Raw genomic sequence first — 15,469 nt, 5'->3', positions numbered from 1 at the left:
GTAGATCGTTTGATCCCATTGCCCGGCGCCAACGCAGAGCGCGCCGTGTGGCGCGTTCTCTCCCTTGCCGTGGCTGACCGCATAGAGGCGGTCGTATTGCGAAACACGGAGTTGACGGGCGCGTGCCGACGAGACTCCGGAAGGTTTCGCATACGCATGTCCATTTCCATTACTGATCACGTCGTCGTGCCCGAGAACGAGGGCACCGAGGGCGCGGCGGACGCTCCCGAGGTCACCTTCGAGGACCTCGGCCTCCCTGAGGGCGTCGTGCGCAAGCTCGCCCAGAACGGCGTGACCACCCCCTTCCCGATCCAGGCGGCGACCATCCCGGACGCCCTGGCCGGCAAGGACATCCTCGGCCGTGGCCGCACCGGCTCCGGCAAGACCCTTTCCTTCGGTCTGCCGACCCTGACCCGGCTGTCCGGCAGCCGCAGCGAGAAGCACCGGCCGCGCGCCGTCATCCTCACGCCGACCCGTGAGCTCGCCATGCAGGTCGCCGACGCGCTGCAGCCCTACGGCGACGTCCTCGGCCTGAAGATGAAGGTCGTCTGCGGCGGTACGTCGATGGGCAACCAGATCTACGCCCTGGAGCGCGGTGTCGACGTCCTCGTCGCCACCCCGGGCCGACTGCGCGACATCATCAACCGCGGCGCCTGCTCCCTGCAGGACATTGAGGTCGCCGTCATCGACGAGGCCGACCAGATGTCGGACCTGGGCTTCCTGCCCGAGGTCACCGAGCTGCTCGACCAGGTCCCGGCGGGCGGCCAGCGCATGCTCTTCTCGGCCACGATGGAGAACGAGATCTCCACGCTGGTCAAGCGCTACCTGACCGACCCGGTCACGCACGAGGTCGACAGCGCGCAGGGCAACGTCACGACGATGTCGCACCACATCCTCATCGTGAAGCCCAAGGACAAGGCGCCGGTCACCGCCGCGATCGCCTCCCGCAAGGGCCGCACGATCATCTTCGTCCGCACCCAGCTGGGCGCCGACCGTATCGCCGAGCAGCTGTGCGACTCCGGTGTGAAGGCCGACGCGCTGCACGGCGGTATGACGCAGGGCGCGCGCACCCGCGTGCTGGAGGACTTCAAGAAGGGCTACGTCAACGCGCTCGTCGCGACCGACGTCGCCGCGCGCGGTATCCACGTCGACGGCATCGACCTGGTCCTGAACGTGGACCCGGCCGGCGACCACAAGGACTACCTGCACCGGGCCGGCCGTACGGCCCGTGCCGGTCGTACGGGCACGGTCGTGTCCCTCTCGCTGCCGCACCAGCGCCGTCAGATCTTCCGTCTCATGGAGGACGCCGGGGTCGACGCCGGGCGTCACATCATCCAGGGCGGTACGGCCTTCGACCCGGAGGTCGCCGAGATCACCGGTGCCCGGTCGATGACCGAGGTGCAGGCCGAGTCCGCGGGCAACGCGGCGGAGCAGGCCGAGCGTGAGGTCGCCCAGCTCAGCAAGGAGCTGGAGCGGGCGCAGCGGCGCGCGACCGAGCTGCGCGAGGAGTCCGACCGGCTGGTCGCCCGGGCCGCCCGCGAGCGCGGCGAGGACCCGGAGGCCGCGGTTGCCGAGGCGCAGGCGGCGGTCGCCGAGGCCGCAGCGGTGTCGGTGCCCGAGCAGCCGGTGGCGCAGGACTTCGACAACGCGGACCGGCCGGAGCGCTCCTACGAGCGTCGGGACAACGACCGCGGTGACCGTGGCTTCCGTCGGGACGACCGTCGGGACGACAACCGTGGCGGCGGCTTCCGCCGGGACGACCGTGGTGACCGGGGTGGCGACCGTGGTGGTCGTTCCTTCGAGCGTCGTGACGACAACCGTGGTGGTGGCTTCCGCCGGGACGACCGTCGCGACGACAACCGTGGCGGCGGCTTCCGCCGGGACGACCGTGGTGACCGGGGTGGCGACCGTGGTGGTCGTTCCTTCGAGCGCCGCGATGACAACCGTGGCGGTGGCCGTTCCTTCGAGCGTCGCGACGACAACCGTGGCGGCGGCTTCCGCCGGGACGACCGTCCGGCTCGTCCCTTCGAGCGTCGGGACGAGCGCGGTGGACACCGTGGCAGCGACCGTCCGTTCAACCGCGACCGCCAGGGTGACCGCCCCGGTTTCCGCTCCGGCGGCCACGACCGTCCCTCCGGCCGTCGTGACGACCACCGCGGCGGCGGCAGCACCGGCACCGGCACCGGCTCCTTCGGTCGCCGCGACGACAAGCCGCGCTGGAAGCGCAACGGCTGAGAAGCCTCTGTGAGCGGTGAACGCCGTGGTCCCCGGGATTCGGGGGCCACGGCGTTCCGCTGTGCGGGTGCAAGGGCTGTTTCTGGCCAAGTTGTGACGTGTGTCACGACTGCTGGGTGGGAATCGCTGGGGGCATGACAGATGACGCCATAGCGAGTGGGCCGTCGGACGGAAGACTCTCCGAGGAAGGACCCTCCGGTGAGGGGCTCTCCGACGAGGAACGCCTGGCCCAGCTCGGTTACACGCAGGTTCTCGCCCGACGCATGTCGGCCTTCTCCAACTACGCGGTCTCCTTCACGATCATCTCGGTCCTGTCGGGCTGCCTGACGCTGTACCTGTTCGGCATGAACACCGGCGGCCCGGCGGTGATCACCTGGGGCTGGGTGGCCGTAGGTCTGATGACCCTCTTCGTGGGCCTGTCGATGGCCGAGATCTGCTCGGCGTACCCGACCTCGGCCGGTCTGTACTTCTGGGCCCACCGGCTGGCTCCGCCCCGGACCGCGGCGGCCTGGGCCTGGTTCACGGGCTGGTTCAACGTGCTCGGCCAGGTCGCGGTGACCGCGGGCATCGACTTCGGGGCCGCGTCGTTCCTCGGCGCCTACCTCAATCTCCAGTTCGACTTCGAGGTGACCGCGGGCCGGACCGTCCTGCTGTTCGCCGGGATCCTGGTGCTGCACGGACTGCTGAACACCTTCGGCGTCCGGATCGTCGGTCTGCTCAACAGCGTGAGCGTGTGGTGGCACGTGCTGGGCGTGGCGGTGATCGTCGGCGCGCTGACCTTCGTACCGGACCACCATCAGTCGGCGTCGTTCGTGTTCGGCGAGTTCGTGAACAACACGGGCTGGGGCAGCAGTGCCTACGTGGTGGCGCTGGGCCTGCTGATGGCCCAGTACACCTTCACCGGCTACGACGCCTCGGCCCACATGACGGAGGAGACGCACGACGCGTCGACGGCCGGCCCCAAGGGCATCGTGCGGTCGATCTGGACGTCGTGGATAGCCGGCTTCGTCCTCCTGCTCGGCTTCACCTTCGCGATCCAGTCGTACGACGGCGCGCTCGCGTCACCCACGGGGGCGCCCCCGGCGCAGATCCTGCTCGACGCGCTCGGCGCGACCGCGGGCAAACTGCTCCTGCTGGTGGTGATCGGCGCCCAGCTGTTCTGCGGGATGGCCTCGGTGACCGCCAACAGCCGCATGATCTACGCCTTCTCGCGCGACGGCGCGCTCCCCTTCTCCCACCTCTGGCACACGGTGAGCCCGCGCACCCGGACGCCCGTGGCGGCGGTGTGGCTGGCGGCGGGCGGAGCGCTGGTGCTCGGTCTGCCCTACCTGATCAATGTCACGGCCTACGCGGCGGTGACCTCGATCGCCGTGATCGGCCTCTACATCGCGTACGTCATCCCGACGCTGCTGCGGCTGCGGAAGGGGGAGGCCTTCGCACGGGGCCCGTGGCATCTGGGCCGCTGGTCGCGGATCGTGGGTGTGGTGTCGGTCGTCTGGGTCGTCGTGATCACGATCCTGTTCATGCTCCCGCAGCTCTCCCCGGTCACCGCGGAGAACTTCAACTACGCCCCGGTCGCCGTCCTGGTCGTGCTGGGCTTCGCGGCGACGTGGTGGCTGGCGTCGGCCCGCCACTGGTTCCTCAACGCCGACCACGACCGCACCCGGGCCCGTGAAGCGGCCCGCGTCAACGCCCCCGAACCGGTTGATCCCTGACACTTGGCCCCCGCCCCGCTCCGTCATGACCGTCCGGCGCGGCCGTGTCGCCGATACCCGATCGGAGACACGGCCATGTGCGGTTATGCTCGGGGAGGCAACATCGTCTGGGCCCTTAGCTCAATTGGCAGAGCAGTGGACTTTTAATCCATTGGTTGTGGGTTCGAGTCCCACAGGGCCTACCGGTGGTGGGCGGGGGGTAGTGCCTCTGACCTGCTGCGCAGCGCCTGATTCGACTTCGGTCGGCTTGGGCGCTGTGTTGGTTTCGGGTCCCCTTGGGCGGATCCTGGACGTACATCAGGCTCGTCAGCTCGGACGGGAGCAGAGTCGGGTGGCTGGATGTGCCACAAAGTTTCCGGTGATCGGCGCGCCTCACCGGAACGCGGCCTCACTGACGTGAAGAGACTTCGCGATGTACTGACCACGTCAACACCCGATCCCCGCGCGACCGCCAGTTCCCGCCACGGCCGGTGATCCGCGTTGCGTTCGGCAATATGCGGATGTGATGATCCCAGGCATGGCTGAAGGAGGGGGCAGGGGCCCGGAAGTACCCAGGTCACGGCTGTACGAGTACCTGGAGACGGCCGACCCGGATGACGCGGTCGGGCCGACACCGCGGGACAGCGATGAACTGTCCTTGTCTGGCACCTTGTTGGGCGCCGCGGCCCCGCCGATCGCCGCAGCCTCCTCTCCAGGAACCGCGGACGACGTCGCCCGCGCCCGCCGGGAGTTCGCCGCCCTGCTCGGTGAGTTCCGCCGTACGCCCGTACTGGTTCCCCTCGACGATAACGAAGACCCCTTGGTCGGTGACTACCGCGGCGTGCGCTGGATCTATGCCTTCTCGGACGAGTCGGCGCTGGCTCGGTTCGCGATCGCGAGGGGTGAGGGTTCGCGGGAGTGGGCGTATCAGCGGGTGTTGGGAGCACGGCTGCTGGATGCGGGTGTTCCGGCGGCGGGCGTGCCGTGCGGGGTGGCGCTGGACGTCGGCAGCGAGGACGACGGTGTGCTGTTCCCGCCGGTCGTGGGGATCGTGCCGGACGCGGTGGCCGTGGACGTGGAGACGATGGACGGGGAGGAGCCGCGGTGAGCGGTGGCGGTGAGGGCGGCGGCAAGGACATCAAGGCGGCCGGCCTTGACGGCATTGCCAAGGGGATCAACCTCACGCTGGAGGAGTTGAAGGAACTCGGTGCCGACAGTGTTGCCGGTCAGGGCCGGGGGTTCGCGGAGCTGGCGTTGTCGGGGCTGGACTTGGGGCATGAGGATCTGAAGTCGGCGTTTTCGTCGTTCTGTGAGCGCTGGGAGTGGGGCGTGCGGGCGCTGGTGGAGGAGGGCAACCTGTTCGCGCACCATGTGGGTCTTGCGGCCGGGACGCTGTACGAGACGGATCAGTACGTCGGGGGCACCTTGAAGATCGCCGCGAACTCCCTTGCGGGCAACCCGTATCTGTCCGAGGACGAGGCCGCGAAGCAGGACTGGAGCGACATCGCCACCAGCGGTCTCGACTCCATGAAGAACCCTGACTACAGCAAGGAGTCCTTCGCGCAGGCGTGGGACAACAGCAAGCAGGGCTGGAACGACGCGGCCCGGGACGTGATGACCTCCCAGGCGATGGCCGGGCCGATCCCGAGCCCGCTGAACTACCAGCAGGCCACAGGCGCGACCGATGAGCAGTACGAGGACCTGATGGACGCCGCCTTCACGCCCTCCGCCGAGGAGCGGGCCCAGGCGGCGGCCGAGCAGCCGGAACCGCAGCAGTCCCCGCGGGGCGGGGAGAACGGCTGATGGACTTCGGTGATGTGGTCGACTCCGGCCTGGGCAAGCTCGAGGACGTCGGAAACGCCGCCACGAAACTCGTCGGCGAGGGCGTCGACAAGGGCTCGGATATTCTCGCGGACGGTCTGGAGTACGTCGGAGCCGACGGCGCGGCCAAGGTGGTCGAGTACGTCGGCGACCAACTCGCCTCCGACCTCGGCGCCACACCCGGCGAGAAGCAGCTCGGCGAGAGTGACCTGGCCGCCCAGCTGGTCCACGGCAGCGTGTCGGCCATCCGGGCCTCCGCCTCCCACCTGAAGGACTTCCGTACGTCCTTCGACACGGTCGGCGAGGGAATGCGGAAGCTGGACTCCTCGCACTGGAAGGGCGAGGCCGCCGACACCTTCCGTGAGAAGTTCGCCATGCATCCCCCCAAATGGCTGCACGCGGCGGACGCCTGCGACAAGGCGGGCAAGGCCCTTAGCGACTTCGCCGACACGGTCGCGTGGGCACAGGCCCAGGCACAAGACGCCATCGACCTGTACGAGAAGGGCACGAAGGCGTCCGAACAGGCGGTGGCCGCGTACAACAAGCGCGTCGACGCCTACAACGCCCGGATCAAGGCGAACGAGGACCCCGGCCCGCGTCCGGAACCCTTCTCCGACCCCGGCGCGGCGGACACCAAGCGGGCCCAGGAGATCCTGGCCGAGGCCCGCCGCCAGCGAAACGACGCCGGCCGTACCGCGGCCGCGTCGGTGCGCGCCGCCCTCGCCCACGCCCCGGCCGAGCCGTCGCGGCTCGACCAGATCGGGTCCAACCTCACAGACGGCTACCTGGCGGTCAACACCGAGCTCACCCACGTCGTGGGCGGTGCGGTCAAGGGCACGGCCGGCGCGGTGAACTTCGTCCGCGGCCTCAACCCGGTCGACGGCTACAACCTCACCCACCCCGCGCAGTACCTCCAGAACGTCAGCATGACCATCACCGGCCTCGTCTCCACCGCCACCCACCCCGATCGCGTACTGAAGTCCGCGTGGGAGGGCTTCAAGAAGGACCCGGCCGAGGGCATCGGCCGGTTGATCCCGGAGTTGTTCGGCACCAAGGGCGCGGGGCTGGCCCGGGGCGGGCTGCGGCTCGGGCTGAAGAAGGGTGCGGAGGACCTCGCTGAGCAGGGGGTGCGCAAGGGCGGGAAGACGGCTCGAAGCCGGGTGAACGAGGACCCCGCGCAGCCTTCCCGTGCCGGCGAAGCTGTGGAGAGCAAGGGCACCGACCCGATCGACCTCGCCACCGGCAAGATGTACCTGCCGCAGACTGACGTCAACCTCCCCGGCGCGCTGCCCCTGCTGCTCACCCGACGGGTGGAGTCCGGCTACCACCTGGGCCGCTGGTTCGGCCCGTCCTGGTCCTCCACCTTGGACCAGCGACTGGAGATCGACGCGGAGGGAGTCGTCTACGTCACGGAGGACGGCCTCCTCCTGTCGTACCCGCACCCCGCACCCGGCCTGCCCACACTGCCCAGCCACGGCCCCCGCCTCCCACTGGACCGTGTCGATGGCGGCTACACCATCACGGACCCTCAGACCCACCGCACCTGGCACTTCGCCGACCACGGCCCTGCCCTGGCGGTGCTGGAGCAGATCGACGACCGCAACGGCAATTGGATCACCTTTGACCACGACGAGGCGGCAGTGCCGTCGGCAGTCGTCCACAGCGGTGGCTATCGCCTGAGGATCGACAGTGCCGACGGGCGGGTCACCGGTCTGCACCTGGCCGGAGGTGGCGAGGACGGAGCAGATCTCCTGCTGGTCCGGTACGGGTACACGCAAGGGAACCTCACCGAGGTCAGGAATTCGTCCGGACTGCCGCTCAGGTTCAGTTACGACGACGCGGGCCGGGTCACGTCGTGGATGGACACCAACGAGCACCCTTACACGTACGCCTACGACGACGAGGACCGTTGCATCGCGCAGGGCGGCACAGAGGGGCACATGAGCCTCCGGCTGTCCTACAGCGAGAGAGACCCTGAAACCGGGCTGCGGACCACGACGGCGGTCAACGGCGAAGGCTCCGTACGCCAGTACCACGTCAACGACCTCCACCAGGTCGTCGCCATGGTGGATCCGGCAGGGCATACCCGGCGTTTCACCCGTGACCGGTTCAACCGCCTATTGTCCGAAACGGACCCCGTCGGCCGTACGACTTTTCTCCGGTACGACCCTCTGGGGAACCTGACGGAAGTCATCCGTCCGGACGGACGACGAACGGCGCTTTTCTACGACGCCCGTGGGCTGCTCACGCGCATGGTGCGCCCGGACGGAGGCTCACTCCGCCAGGAGTTCGACGCCCTCGGCAACCGGACCTCGGTCACCGATTCAGCAGACGGCAGCACATCCTTCACGTACGACGAGCACGGGCGTCTGTGCGCAGTGCGCGATCAGTACGGCCGGGTGACCGAAATCCGCTGCGACGCAGCCGGTCTGCCCGTCGAGGTCCGCGATCACGCCGGCGACACCATGAGATACGGGCGGGACGCCTTCGGCCGCGTCACATCCATCACGGACCCCTTCGGCGCGACCGGTGAGGTGGAATGGTCCGTGGAGGGCCATGTCACTCGCCGGCGGAACCCGGACGGGACCGAGGAATCGTGGACGTACGACGGTGAGGGAAACTGCCTCACCCACACGGACACGGTCGGCGGAGTGACGCGTTTCGAGTACGCCGAGTTCGACCTGCTGACGGCGCGCGTCGAACCGGACGGTTCTCGTTACGAGTTCGCCTACGACAACGAACTGCGCCTGACCAGGGTGACCAACCCCCACGGGCAGACATGGACCTACGAGTACGACGCGGTCGGCCGGCCCATCACCGAAACCGACTTCGGCGGACGCGTCACCCGGTGCTCGTACAACGCCGTCGGCGAGCTGATCTCCCGAACGAACGCCCTCGGTCAGGTCGTCTCCTTCGAGCACAACGAACTCGGTCAGGTCGTTCGCAAGAGCGTCGACGGCGAAGTGGCGACGTTCACCCACGACTTCACCGATCAGATCGCGCAGGCGGCCAATGCCCATACGAACCTGACCCTCCTGCGCGACCGGCACGGGCGCCTGGTCTCCGAGCGGATCAACGACCGGGAAGTGGCGTACCGCTACGACGAGTTCGGCAGGCTGGCGGGACGTACGACGCCGGCGGGTGCCGAGAGCGTCTGGGAATTCGATTCCGTGGGACAGCCTCGCCGGCTTACGGCGGACGGTCGTGACATCACACTGGAGTACGACGGGGTCGGCCGCGAAGTCGGTCGCCGGTTCGGTGAGTCCTTGAGTGTGTCCCGGTCGTTCGATGCCATGAACCGGCTGATCTCTCAAGCAGTGGACCACACTCGCGGGCGTATCCAGGCCAGGACCTACGAATATCGTGCGGACGGCAGCCTGACCAAGGTCCATGACCAGCTGAATGGCGTTCGGCAGTACGAACTGGACCTGACGGGGAGGACGACGAGGGTCAGCGGAGAGGGATGGGAGGAGTCCTACTCCTACGACCCGCTCGGCAACCAGGTGGCGGCCGGTTGGCCGGCCCGACCGTTCGGAGACGACGGCTGTGGCGAACGCGCCTACCAGGGCGCCAACCTCGTGCGTGCCGGCCGGATCCGCTACGAGCATGACGCGGCCGGACGTGTCGTACTCCGCCAGAAAACCCGACTGTCCCGCAAGCCGGACACGTGGCGGTACAGCTGGGACGCGGAGGACCGGCTCACCCAGGTCGTCACTCCCGACGGCACGGTGTGGCGGTACCAGTACGACCCCCTCGGCAGACGCACCGGCAAGCAGCGCATCGCGGAGAACGGCGTCGATGTACTGGAGCAGGTGGACTTCACCTGGGACGGTGTCTCGCTGTGCGAGCAGACGACCAGGTGGGGAGACTCGCGTGACTCGGTGACCGTGACGTGGCATCTCAACGGCGGCGAAGCGGTTGCCCAGAGCGAGCGCAGAGCCATGGTGACGGCCTCGCAGGAGGAGATAGACACCCGGTTCTTCGCCATCGTCTCCGACCTCTCGGGATCTCCCTGCGAACTGATCGACGAGTCCGGAGAAATCGCCTGGCGCTCCCGCGCCACAAACTGGGGAAAGCTTTCCTGGTCGGTCGGGAGTCAGGCCTACACGCCACTCCGTTTCCCGGGACAGTATTTCGACTCCGAGACGGGCCTGAATTACAACTACCTCAGATATTACGACCCCGAAGTCGCCCAGTACATCAGCCAGGACCCTCTCGGCCTGGCGCCGGCGGCCAACCCTGTCGGGTATGTAGATCGACCTTCTGTTTCCTGCGATCCGCTTGGGCTCGCGCCACAGAAGTCGCCGATCCCGCCCAAGCCGTATGAGACGACGAATCTTTCCGACTTGGCAAAGCAGTTCAATCCCGAGGGAGGGAACATGAACTGCACTTACGTCGGCGAGGCGTTCGAGCGGTATATGCGTGGGGAGGGAATAAAGTCCGTGCCTGGGGATATGGGGGGAGCGCAGCAACTGGATCGGCTGGAGAGTGTGTTCGGTGGGAGCTTCAGGGATAGAAGCTTCTGGGATATGGTCGACCATATCCGAAATTCTGGGCACGGCGCGCGCGGTATTGTCGCAGGGGAGTCTCCCATCCCAAATCAGCCGGGGCACGTATTCAACGTTGTGAACCATCAGGGTCGGGTTCTTTTCGTTGACGTCCAGACGGGTTTCGTCGACCCTATGATGTACAAGGGATTCAAATTGATGAGGGTGAATTGATGTATACGCCGGAGCGAGCAGAGCGACTGGCCGCGGATTTTCTCCGGCGGATATCTGCTGGTTGGGACAATGAAGTCGCCCTGTTCGAAGAGGACAGTCATAAGGCGGCGAAGGGTGACTTCTTCTACTTTAGCTATCAGTCTGTCAAATACTTGTCCACCAGAGATGACAAGTACCTCGTCTACGGGCCTCCCTGTATCTCCGTGCACAACGTGACCGGTGAGTGCCGCTTTGTGAGCATGCAGGACCTGAAGGCGGCTGGTGATCCGTTCAACTGGTGGCACTGAGCCTTTCCCAGTAAGGGATCGCGACGGCGGAACGGTCGACGCTCGGTCACCGAGTAGAGGTACGACGACTGCAACGGGACGGTTAGCCAGCGGTCCCGTTCTCCTCTGGGCTGTCAGTGGCGGACTCGGGCATCTCGATGATGAACGTGCCCTTCGCGGGCACAGTGTCGGCAATGCCTCGCTCCCGCAGCTCTCGGATCGCACGTCGGAGGGTGTTGATGCCGACGCCGTAGTGGGCCGCGAGATCAGGCTCTGAGGCCAAGCGTGCGCCGATGGGCAGGCTTCCCAAGCGAATCTGTCGGTGCAGAGACCCCGGCGAGGTGTGGAAGACCTCCTGGGGCACGGCCAACGCTGCATAGGAGCGTCGGCATGCACGACCTTATCCGCCGCACCCTCGAATGGCTGCGCCTTCTCCTCGGCCCAGGCACGGGCAAACGGCGCCGCACCCACCGCTACCCCCATCTGTGCCTGCACTTCACCGCCGTACGTCACCCCGCCGCACCTGTGCCCCCGTACGTCCCCCTCCACCGCTCCCCGTACGGCCTCCCCACCCCCCTCGACGGCGCCGACTCCGCCCTCGTGCGCCCCTACCTCACCGCCCACGAGCGGGAAGCCGTCCTCCAGCAACACCGTCGCCTCGCCCTCGTCCTCGCCGCCGACTTCGGGATCGACCTCGACCGGCACCTGGTCGGCGCGCAGGAGGTGGCCGCCTGATGGAACACACGACCAGCCCCGCGACGACCCCCACCTCCCCCTGCCTGCTGCCCTGGCCGTCGCCAAACGGCAAGCCCTGCTACCTGGTGACGGACAACGGCGGCGGGTACGTCTCTCGCCTCGCCGATGAGATGGAGGCCACGCAGCCGGCCATGGCCGCCGACGTGCTCGACCTCGCCCCCCCCGCTGCTGGAGGACCCCACGTCGCCGTAAAACGAGGTTCGCTGCGCCGGCATCCGGCTCGCCGAGTGCCTGGCCGACGCCCTGCGCGTCGCAGAGTCCCTGGGCCTGCGCCTGCCCGTACGGGACGCCGAGGACGACCTAGCGGAAGCGCCAAAGCCCGGCCAGGGTCAGGTCTCCCGGGACGCAGGGAGCGGACTATGGTCGCAACCACGACGCGTCGAAGGAGTTCACCGGTCATGACCGCCCATGCCGTCGAACCGACACCGGCCGTGCCGCCCATGCCCGAGCGGAACCCGAAGGCACTGCGCGAGGCGATCGCCCGACACACTCCGCAGTTGCTTCCCGACTTCGACGAGCACTGGAAGCGGGCGATCGCCGACACCTACGACATCGGCCCCCTGCCCGCGTTCCTGGCTCGTTGGTGGGTGGAGTACGCGATCGCCCGTGATCCGGATCTGGACGCTCATGTGGACGATCTCCATCGGCGTGCGGCGGAGGCCACTGACTATGCCGTGGCCAAGGCCCTTCTCGAAGAGGTGTCGGAGATCCGCTACGGCGCACGGGAGCTGGAGCCCGGTCAGTGACAGATGCCTTCATGGGGCCGCCCTGGCAGATGGACTGGCGGCTCGACGCTCTGGCACGCCGTGACGCGCTGCCTGAGTGCGCGAGGAAGATGATCGACGAGGCCCGCGCCGAACTGGTCACGGAGAAGGATCCCCACTTCCGGGGAATCGACACCGATGCTGACCTGCCGCCCACCATGTACGTCGAATCGGTTCGGTCCACCGACCCCAATGGGCCGCGCATCCTGTACTTCGACAACCACCGTGGCTGGGTGGTCTACACCTCAGTCCCACGGGCCGAGGACCCGCAGATCACCGTGGTGGAGGTCTTCTGGCAGTGAACCGGAGCCGGTCACAAGGGTGGCGGCCGTCCGCCGGGTGATCGGCTCCGGCGGGCCGCAGGACAGCGGCCCGTCCGCTTCCACGCGGCACGGTGCATCTCGTGGTGGCGTTCGTGTGCGGATCTTCATCAACGAGCTGCTGATCACTGCCACCGGCACGATCGCGGTGGTCGATGCCTGGAGGCTGCCCGAGACGGTGCAGCAGCGGGGGCCAGAGGTTCGGGTGGGTGCCGGCTCGTGCGGTGTCAGACCGCGTGGCCCGTCAGTTCGGGCAGGGGGAGTGTGTGCTGGGTCTGGAGGACCTTCGCGCGCAGGTAGTGGACGTTGTGGGCGGTGGTGAAGACGCCGGTGGGTACGCGGTCGTGGACGTCGATGCCCAGGTCGCGCAACTGGTCGGCTTTGTCGGGGTTGTTGGAGAGCAGGTCCAGGCTGGTGATGCCGAGGGCGTTCAGCATCTGCGCGGCGGCCGTGTAGTCGCGGGCGTCCTCGGGCAGGCCCAGCGCGGTGTTGGCGGCGTAGGTGTCGAGGCCCTGGTCCTGGAGGGCGTACGCGTCGAGCTTGTTGTAGAGGCCTATGCCGCGGCCCTCCTGGCGGAGGTAGAGCAGGACACCGCCGCGGTCCGCGATCCGCTCGACGGCCTCACGCAGCTGCGGGCCGCAGTCGCACCGGGCCGAGCCGAAGACGTCGCCGGTCAGGCACTCGGAGTGCAGCCGGACGAGCGGGGTGGTGCCGGGGGCCGGGTCGCCCAGGACGACGGCCACGTGTTCCTGACCGTCGGCGAGTCCGTGGAAGGTGACCAGTTCGGCGTTCACGCCGTAACCGTCGTGGAAGCGCAGCGGTACCCGGACGCGGGAGCGGGGGCTGGCGGCGGGGAAGTCGGGCATGCGGTTCTCCGGGTCCGGGGCGGCATCTGCTTCAGATTTGAAGCAGGTTTACGGGTACGGACCTTACCTCATGCTTTAAATTTGAAGCAATGGGTTGCGGTGTAGGTCACGAAAGAGAGGGGGGAGGTCACGAAGGGGAGGAGGAGCGGCGGCGCCACGGTACGTCGTCCGCGGCTGGGCGAGCCTCGTCGCTCTCCAGGGCTCGTGCGATCCCTGTACAGATCTCCTCCAGCTGGTCCACCTGCTCCTCGGTGAGCTGGTCGAACAGGGACGCCCGTACGGTCTCGACGTGCCCCGGCGCCGCCTGTTCCAGGACCGCCATCCCCTCCTCGGTGAGCGCGGCGATGCTGCCCCGCTTGTCCCACCTGCAGTTCTCGCGACGGAGTAGACCGTCCTTCTCCAGGCGGGTCACCGCGTAGGTCAGCCGGCTCCGGGTGATCTTCAGCTGCTCGGCGAGATCGGTCATGCGAAGTCGCCGCTCCGGTGACTCGGAGAGGGTGGCCAGAATGGAGTAGTACATGTGGGGCATGCCGGCGTCCTGCTGGAGCTGCCGGTCGAGCGCGTCCTCGAGGAGGTGCGCCGAGGCGATGTACGCGCGCCAGGCGCGCTGCTCCTTCGGGGTGAGCCAGCGAGTCGTCATGGCCCCAGTGTAAGTTTGTTTCAAACTTGAACCAAGACCTGCCTTCGAGAGGGACCGCGCCGATGCCTCACCCGTACGTCCTCCTCTCCGCCGCCGTCTCCCTCGACGGCTACCTGGACGACACCGGCCCCGAGCGGCTGCTGCTCTCCAGCCCGGCCGACTTCGACCGGGTCGACGAGGTGCGGGCCTCGGTGGACGCGATCCTCGTCGGCGCCGGGACCATTCGCGCCGACAATCCGCGGCTGCTGGTCAACTCGGCGTCGCGACGGGCCGCGCGGGTCGCGGCCGGGCGGTCGGAGTATCCGCTGAAGGTCACGGTCAGCGGGTCGGGGGACCTCGACCCGGACGCGAGGTTCTGGCACACCGGCGGGGAGAAGCTCGTGTACACGACCGAGAAGGGGGCGGAGCGGGTTCGTGCGCTGGGGCTGGGGCCGGCGACCGAGGTTGTCGCGTTGGGCACCGAGCTCGACTGGCGGGTGTTGCTGTCGCATCTGGGTGAGGTGCGGGGGGTCGGGCGGCTCATGGTCGAGGGGGGCGGCCTGGTTCACACCCAGTTGCTGCGGGAGGGGCTCGCGGACGAACTCCAGCTGGTGCTGGCTCCGTTGTTCGTCGGTGACCCGGGGGCGCCTCGGCTTTTCGGGCCCGGGCCGTATCAGGGCGGGCGGCTGAGGCTGGTGGAGACGCGTCCCATCGGGGACGTGGTGCTCATGCGGTACGAGCCGACGGCGCCCGGTGTGGGCAGCCTTGCCTCGGCTGCGGACCGGCGCTGGCTGGAGCTTGCCTGTTCGCTGGCTGATCGGTGTCCGCCGTCTCGGACGGCGTTCAGTGTGGGGGCGGTCGTGGTGGCGGCGGACGGTACGGAGCTTGCCCGGGGCTACTCGCGGGAGGGGGACGATCCGGTCGTGCACGCGGAGGAGGCTGCGCTGGCGAAGATCGATGCGGGGGATGTGCGGCTTGCGTCCGCGACGGTTTACAGCAGCTTGGAGCCCTGCGCTCGGCGGGCGTCACGGCCGGCGGCCTGTGCGCGGCTGATCCTCTCGGCGGGGGTGCGGCGGGTGGTTACGGCTTGGCGGGAGCCGGACACGTTTGTGCAAGAGGCTGATGGGAGTGGGGTGTTGGTGGCGGCTGGGGTTGATGTGGTGGTGCTGGGGGAGTACGAGGGGGTCGCCATGAAGGCTAATCGGCATTTGCTGGGGTGACGGGTGCCTCCGGCGGTGGGTGGGGTGCCTGCGGCGGACTGCGGGGGGTGGGGGTGCCTGCGGCGCCTGCGGTTCGGGGGTGGGTCGGGGCCGGGTCGGGGGTGTCCGTCCTCGGAACGTCGCGGAATCGGATTCTCACCAACTTGGCGGTGTTGACGCGACAACCGCTGCGGGCGGACACCCCCGA

13 protein-coding genes and 1 tRNA gene are annotated in these 15,469 nt (G+C 68.2%); 11 read left to right on the top strand and 3 right to left on the bottom strand.

Translation table 11 applies throughout. The features are described from left to right. Window positions 1-156 precede the first annotated feature (156 nt). The 7 genes from ABZ027_RS05080 to ABZ027_RS05050 all read left to right on the top strand — a co-directional run bounded on the left by ABZ027_RS05080 (window position 157) and on the right by ABZ027_RS05050 (window position 10,758). The gene (locus ABZ027_RS05080) at window positions 157-2,235 is read left to right on the top strand and encodes a DEAD/DEAH box helicase (RefSeq protein ID WP_356764485.1); all 2,079 of its coding nucleotides are present in this window, start codon (window positions 157-159) and stop codon (window positions 2,233-2,235) included. A gap of 134 nt (window positions 2,236-2,369) precedes the next feature. Next, complete coding sequence (locus tag ABZ027_RS05075; protein WP_356764483.1) at window positions 2,370-3,950, top strand: amino acid permease; 1,581 nt, start codon at window positions 2,370-2,372, stop codon at window positions 3,948-3,950. Between the two features lie 109 nt (window positions 3,951-4,059). Then, window positions 4,060-4,132 (top strand) — tRNA-Lys (locus ABZ027_RS05070). A 335-nt stretch (window positions 4,133-4,467) separates the two neighbouring features. Further along, window positions 4,468-5,037, top strand: a complete 570-nt coding sequence (locus ABZ027_RS05065; RefSeq protein ID WP_356764482.1) for a hypothetical protein — start codon at window positions 4,468-4,470, stop codon at window positions 5,035-5,037. Beyond that, window positions 5,034-5,732: a hypothetical protein gene (locus ABZ027_RS05060; protein WP_356764480.1), complete on the top strand. Its 699-nt coding sequence runs from the start codon at window positions 5,034-5,036 to the stop codon at window positions 5,730-5,732. Before ABZ027_RS05065 ends, ABZ027_RS05060 begins: the two co-directional genes overlap by 4 nt. Continuing rightward, entirely contained in the window at window positions 5,732-10,471 is a 4,740-nt protein-coding gene (locus ABZ027_RS05055) for a putative T7SS-secreted protein (protein WP_356764478.1), read from the top strand. The genes ABZ027_RS05060 and ABZ027_RS05055 overlap by 1 nt, the downstream gene beginning before the upstream one ends. Beyond that, complete coding sequence (locus tag ABZ027_RS05050) at window positions 10,471-10,758, top strand: hypothetical protein (RefSeq protein WP_356764476.1); 288 nt, start codon at window positions 10,471-10,473, stop codon at window positions 10,756-10,758. Before ABZ027_RS05055 ends, ABZ027_RS05050 begins: the two co-directional genes overlap by 1 nt. An 82-nt stretch (window positions 10,759-10,840) precedes the next feature. Here ABZ027_RS05050 and ABZ027_RS05045 read toward each other — a convergent pair whose 3' ends face one another. Further along, the gene (locus tag ABZ027_RS05045) at window positions 10,841-11,101 is read right to left on the bottom strand and encodes a winged helix-turn-helix domain-containing protein (protein WP_356764475.1); all 261 of its coding nucleotides are present in this window, start codon (window positions 11,099-11,101) and stop codon (window positions 10,841-10,843) included. A 26-nt stretch (window positions 11,102-11,127) separates the two neighbouring features. Here ABZ027_RS05045 and ABZ027_RS05040 point away from each other — a divergent pair, with 26 nt between their 5' ends. The 3 genes from ABZ027_RS05040 (at window position 11,128) to ABZ027_RS05030 (ending at window position 12,559) form a co-directional block, all read left to right on the top strand. After that, window positions 11,128-11,472, top strand: coding sequence for a hypothetical protein (locus ABZ027_RS05040; protein WP_356764473.1), 345 nt, complete (start codon window positions 11,128-11,130; stop codon window positions 11,470-11,472). A 419-nt stretch (window positions 11,473-11,891) separates the two neighbouring features. Continuing rightward, complete coding sequence (locus tag ABZ027_RS05035; protein ID WP_356764471.1) at window positions 11,892-12,239, top strand: DUF6247 family protein; 348 nt, start codon at window positions 11,892-11,894, stop codon at window positions 12,237-12,239. After that, on the top strand, window positions 12,236-12,559 hold the full coding sequence (locus tag ABZ027_RS05030) for a hypothetical protein (protein WP_356764469.1): 324 nt from the start codon (window positions 12,236-12,238) through the stop codon (window positions 12,557-12,559). The genes ABZ027_RS05035 and ABZ027_RS05030 overlap by 4 nt, the downstream gene beginning before the upstream one ends. A gap of 245 nt (window positions 12,560-12,804) precedes the next feature. Here the strand turns inward: ABZ027_RS05030 and ribA are convergent, their stop codons facing one another. Both ribA and ABZ027_RS05020 read right to left on the bottom strand, forming a co-directional pair. After that, window positions 12,805-13,443 carry a GTP cyclohydrolase II gene (gene ribA, locus ABZ027_RS05025; protein WP_356764467.1) on the bottom strand — a complete coding sequence of 213 codons (639 nt, stop codon included), beginning with the start codon at window positions 13,441-13,443 and terminating at the stop codon, window positions 12,805-12,807. 127 nt (window positions 13,444-13,570) lie between these two features. Continuing rightward, window positions 13,571-14,083 (bottom strand): MarR family transcriptional regulator, encoded by a 513-nt coding sequence (locus tag ABZ027_RS05020; RefSeq protein ID WP_356764465.1) that lies wholly within the window; start codon window positions 14,081-14,083, stop codon window positions 13,571-13,573. Between the two features lie 62 nt (window positions 14,084-14,145). Here ABZ027_RS05020 and ABZ027_RS05015 point away from each other — a divergent pair, with 62 nt between their 5' ends. Next, on the top strand, window positions 14,146-15,282 hold the full coding sequence (locus tag ABZ027_RS05015) for a dihydrofolate reductase family protein (protein WP_356764463.1): 1,137 nt from the start codon (window positions 14,146-14,148) through the stop codon (window positions 15,280-15,282). Window positions 15,283-15,469 lie beyond the last annotated feature (187 nt).

It is taken from the genome of Streptomyces sp. NPDC006332 (assembly GCF_040612855.1).
Lineage (GTDB): Bacteria > Actinomycetota > Actinomycetes > Streptomycetales > Streptomycetaceae > Streptomyces.
This window is presented reverse-complemented; position numbering and strand designations above follow the sequence as displayed.

Bases quoted from the DNA above. Each gene is read 5' to 3' on its own strand.
- ABZ027_RS05080 (WP_356764485.1), top strand. From the start codon at position 157: ATGTCCATTTCCATTACTGATCACGTCGTCGTGCCCGAGAACGAGGGC.
- ABZ027_RS05050 (WP_356764476.1), top strand. From the start codon at position 10,471: ATGTATACGCCGGAGCGAGCAGAGCGACTGGCCGCGGATTTTCTCCGG.
- ABZ027_RS05040 (WP_356764473.1), top strand. From the start codon at position 11,128: ATGCACGACCTTATCCGCCGCACCCTCGAATGGCTGCGCCTTCTCCTC.
- ribA (WP_356764467.1), bottom strand. From the start codon at position 13,443: ATGCCCGACTTCCCCGCCGCCAGCCCCCGCTCCCGCGTCCGGGTACCG.
- ABZ027_RS05075 (WP_356764483.1), top strand. From the start codon at position 2,370: ATGACAGATGACGCCATAGCGAGTGGGCCGTCGGACGGAAGACTCTCC.
- ABZ027_RS05035 (WP_356764471.1), top strand. From the start codon at position 11,892: ATGACCGCCCATGCCGTCGAACCGACACCGGCCGTGCCGCCCATGCCC.
- ABZ027_RS05065 (WP_356764482.1), top strand. From the start codon at position 4,468: ATGGCTGAAGGAGGGGGCAGGGGCCCGGAAGTACCCAGGTCACGGCTG.
- ABZ027_RS05015 (WP_356764463.1), top strand. From the start codon at position 14,146: ATGCCTCACCCGTACGTCCTCCTCTCCGCCGCCGTCTCCCTCGACGGC.
- ABZ027_RS05020 (WP_356764465.1), bottom strand. From the start codon at position 14,083: ATGACGACTCGCTGGCTCACCCCGAAGGAGCAGCGCGCCTGGCGCGCG.
- ABZ027_RS05055 (WP_356764478.1), top strand. From the start codon at position 5,732: ATGGACTTCGGTGATGTGGTCGACTCCGGCCTGGGCAAGCTCGAGGAC.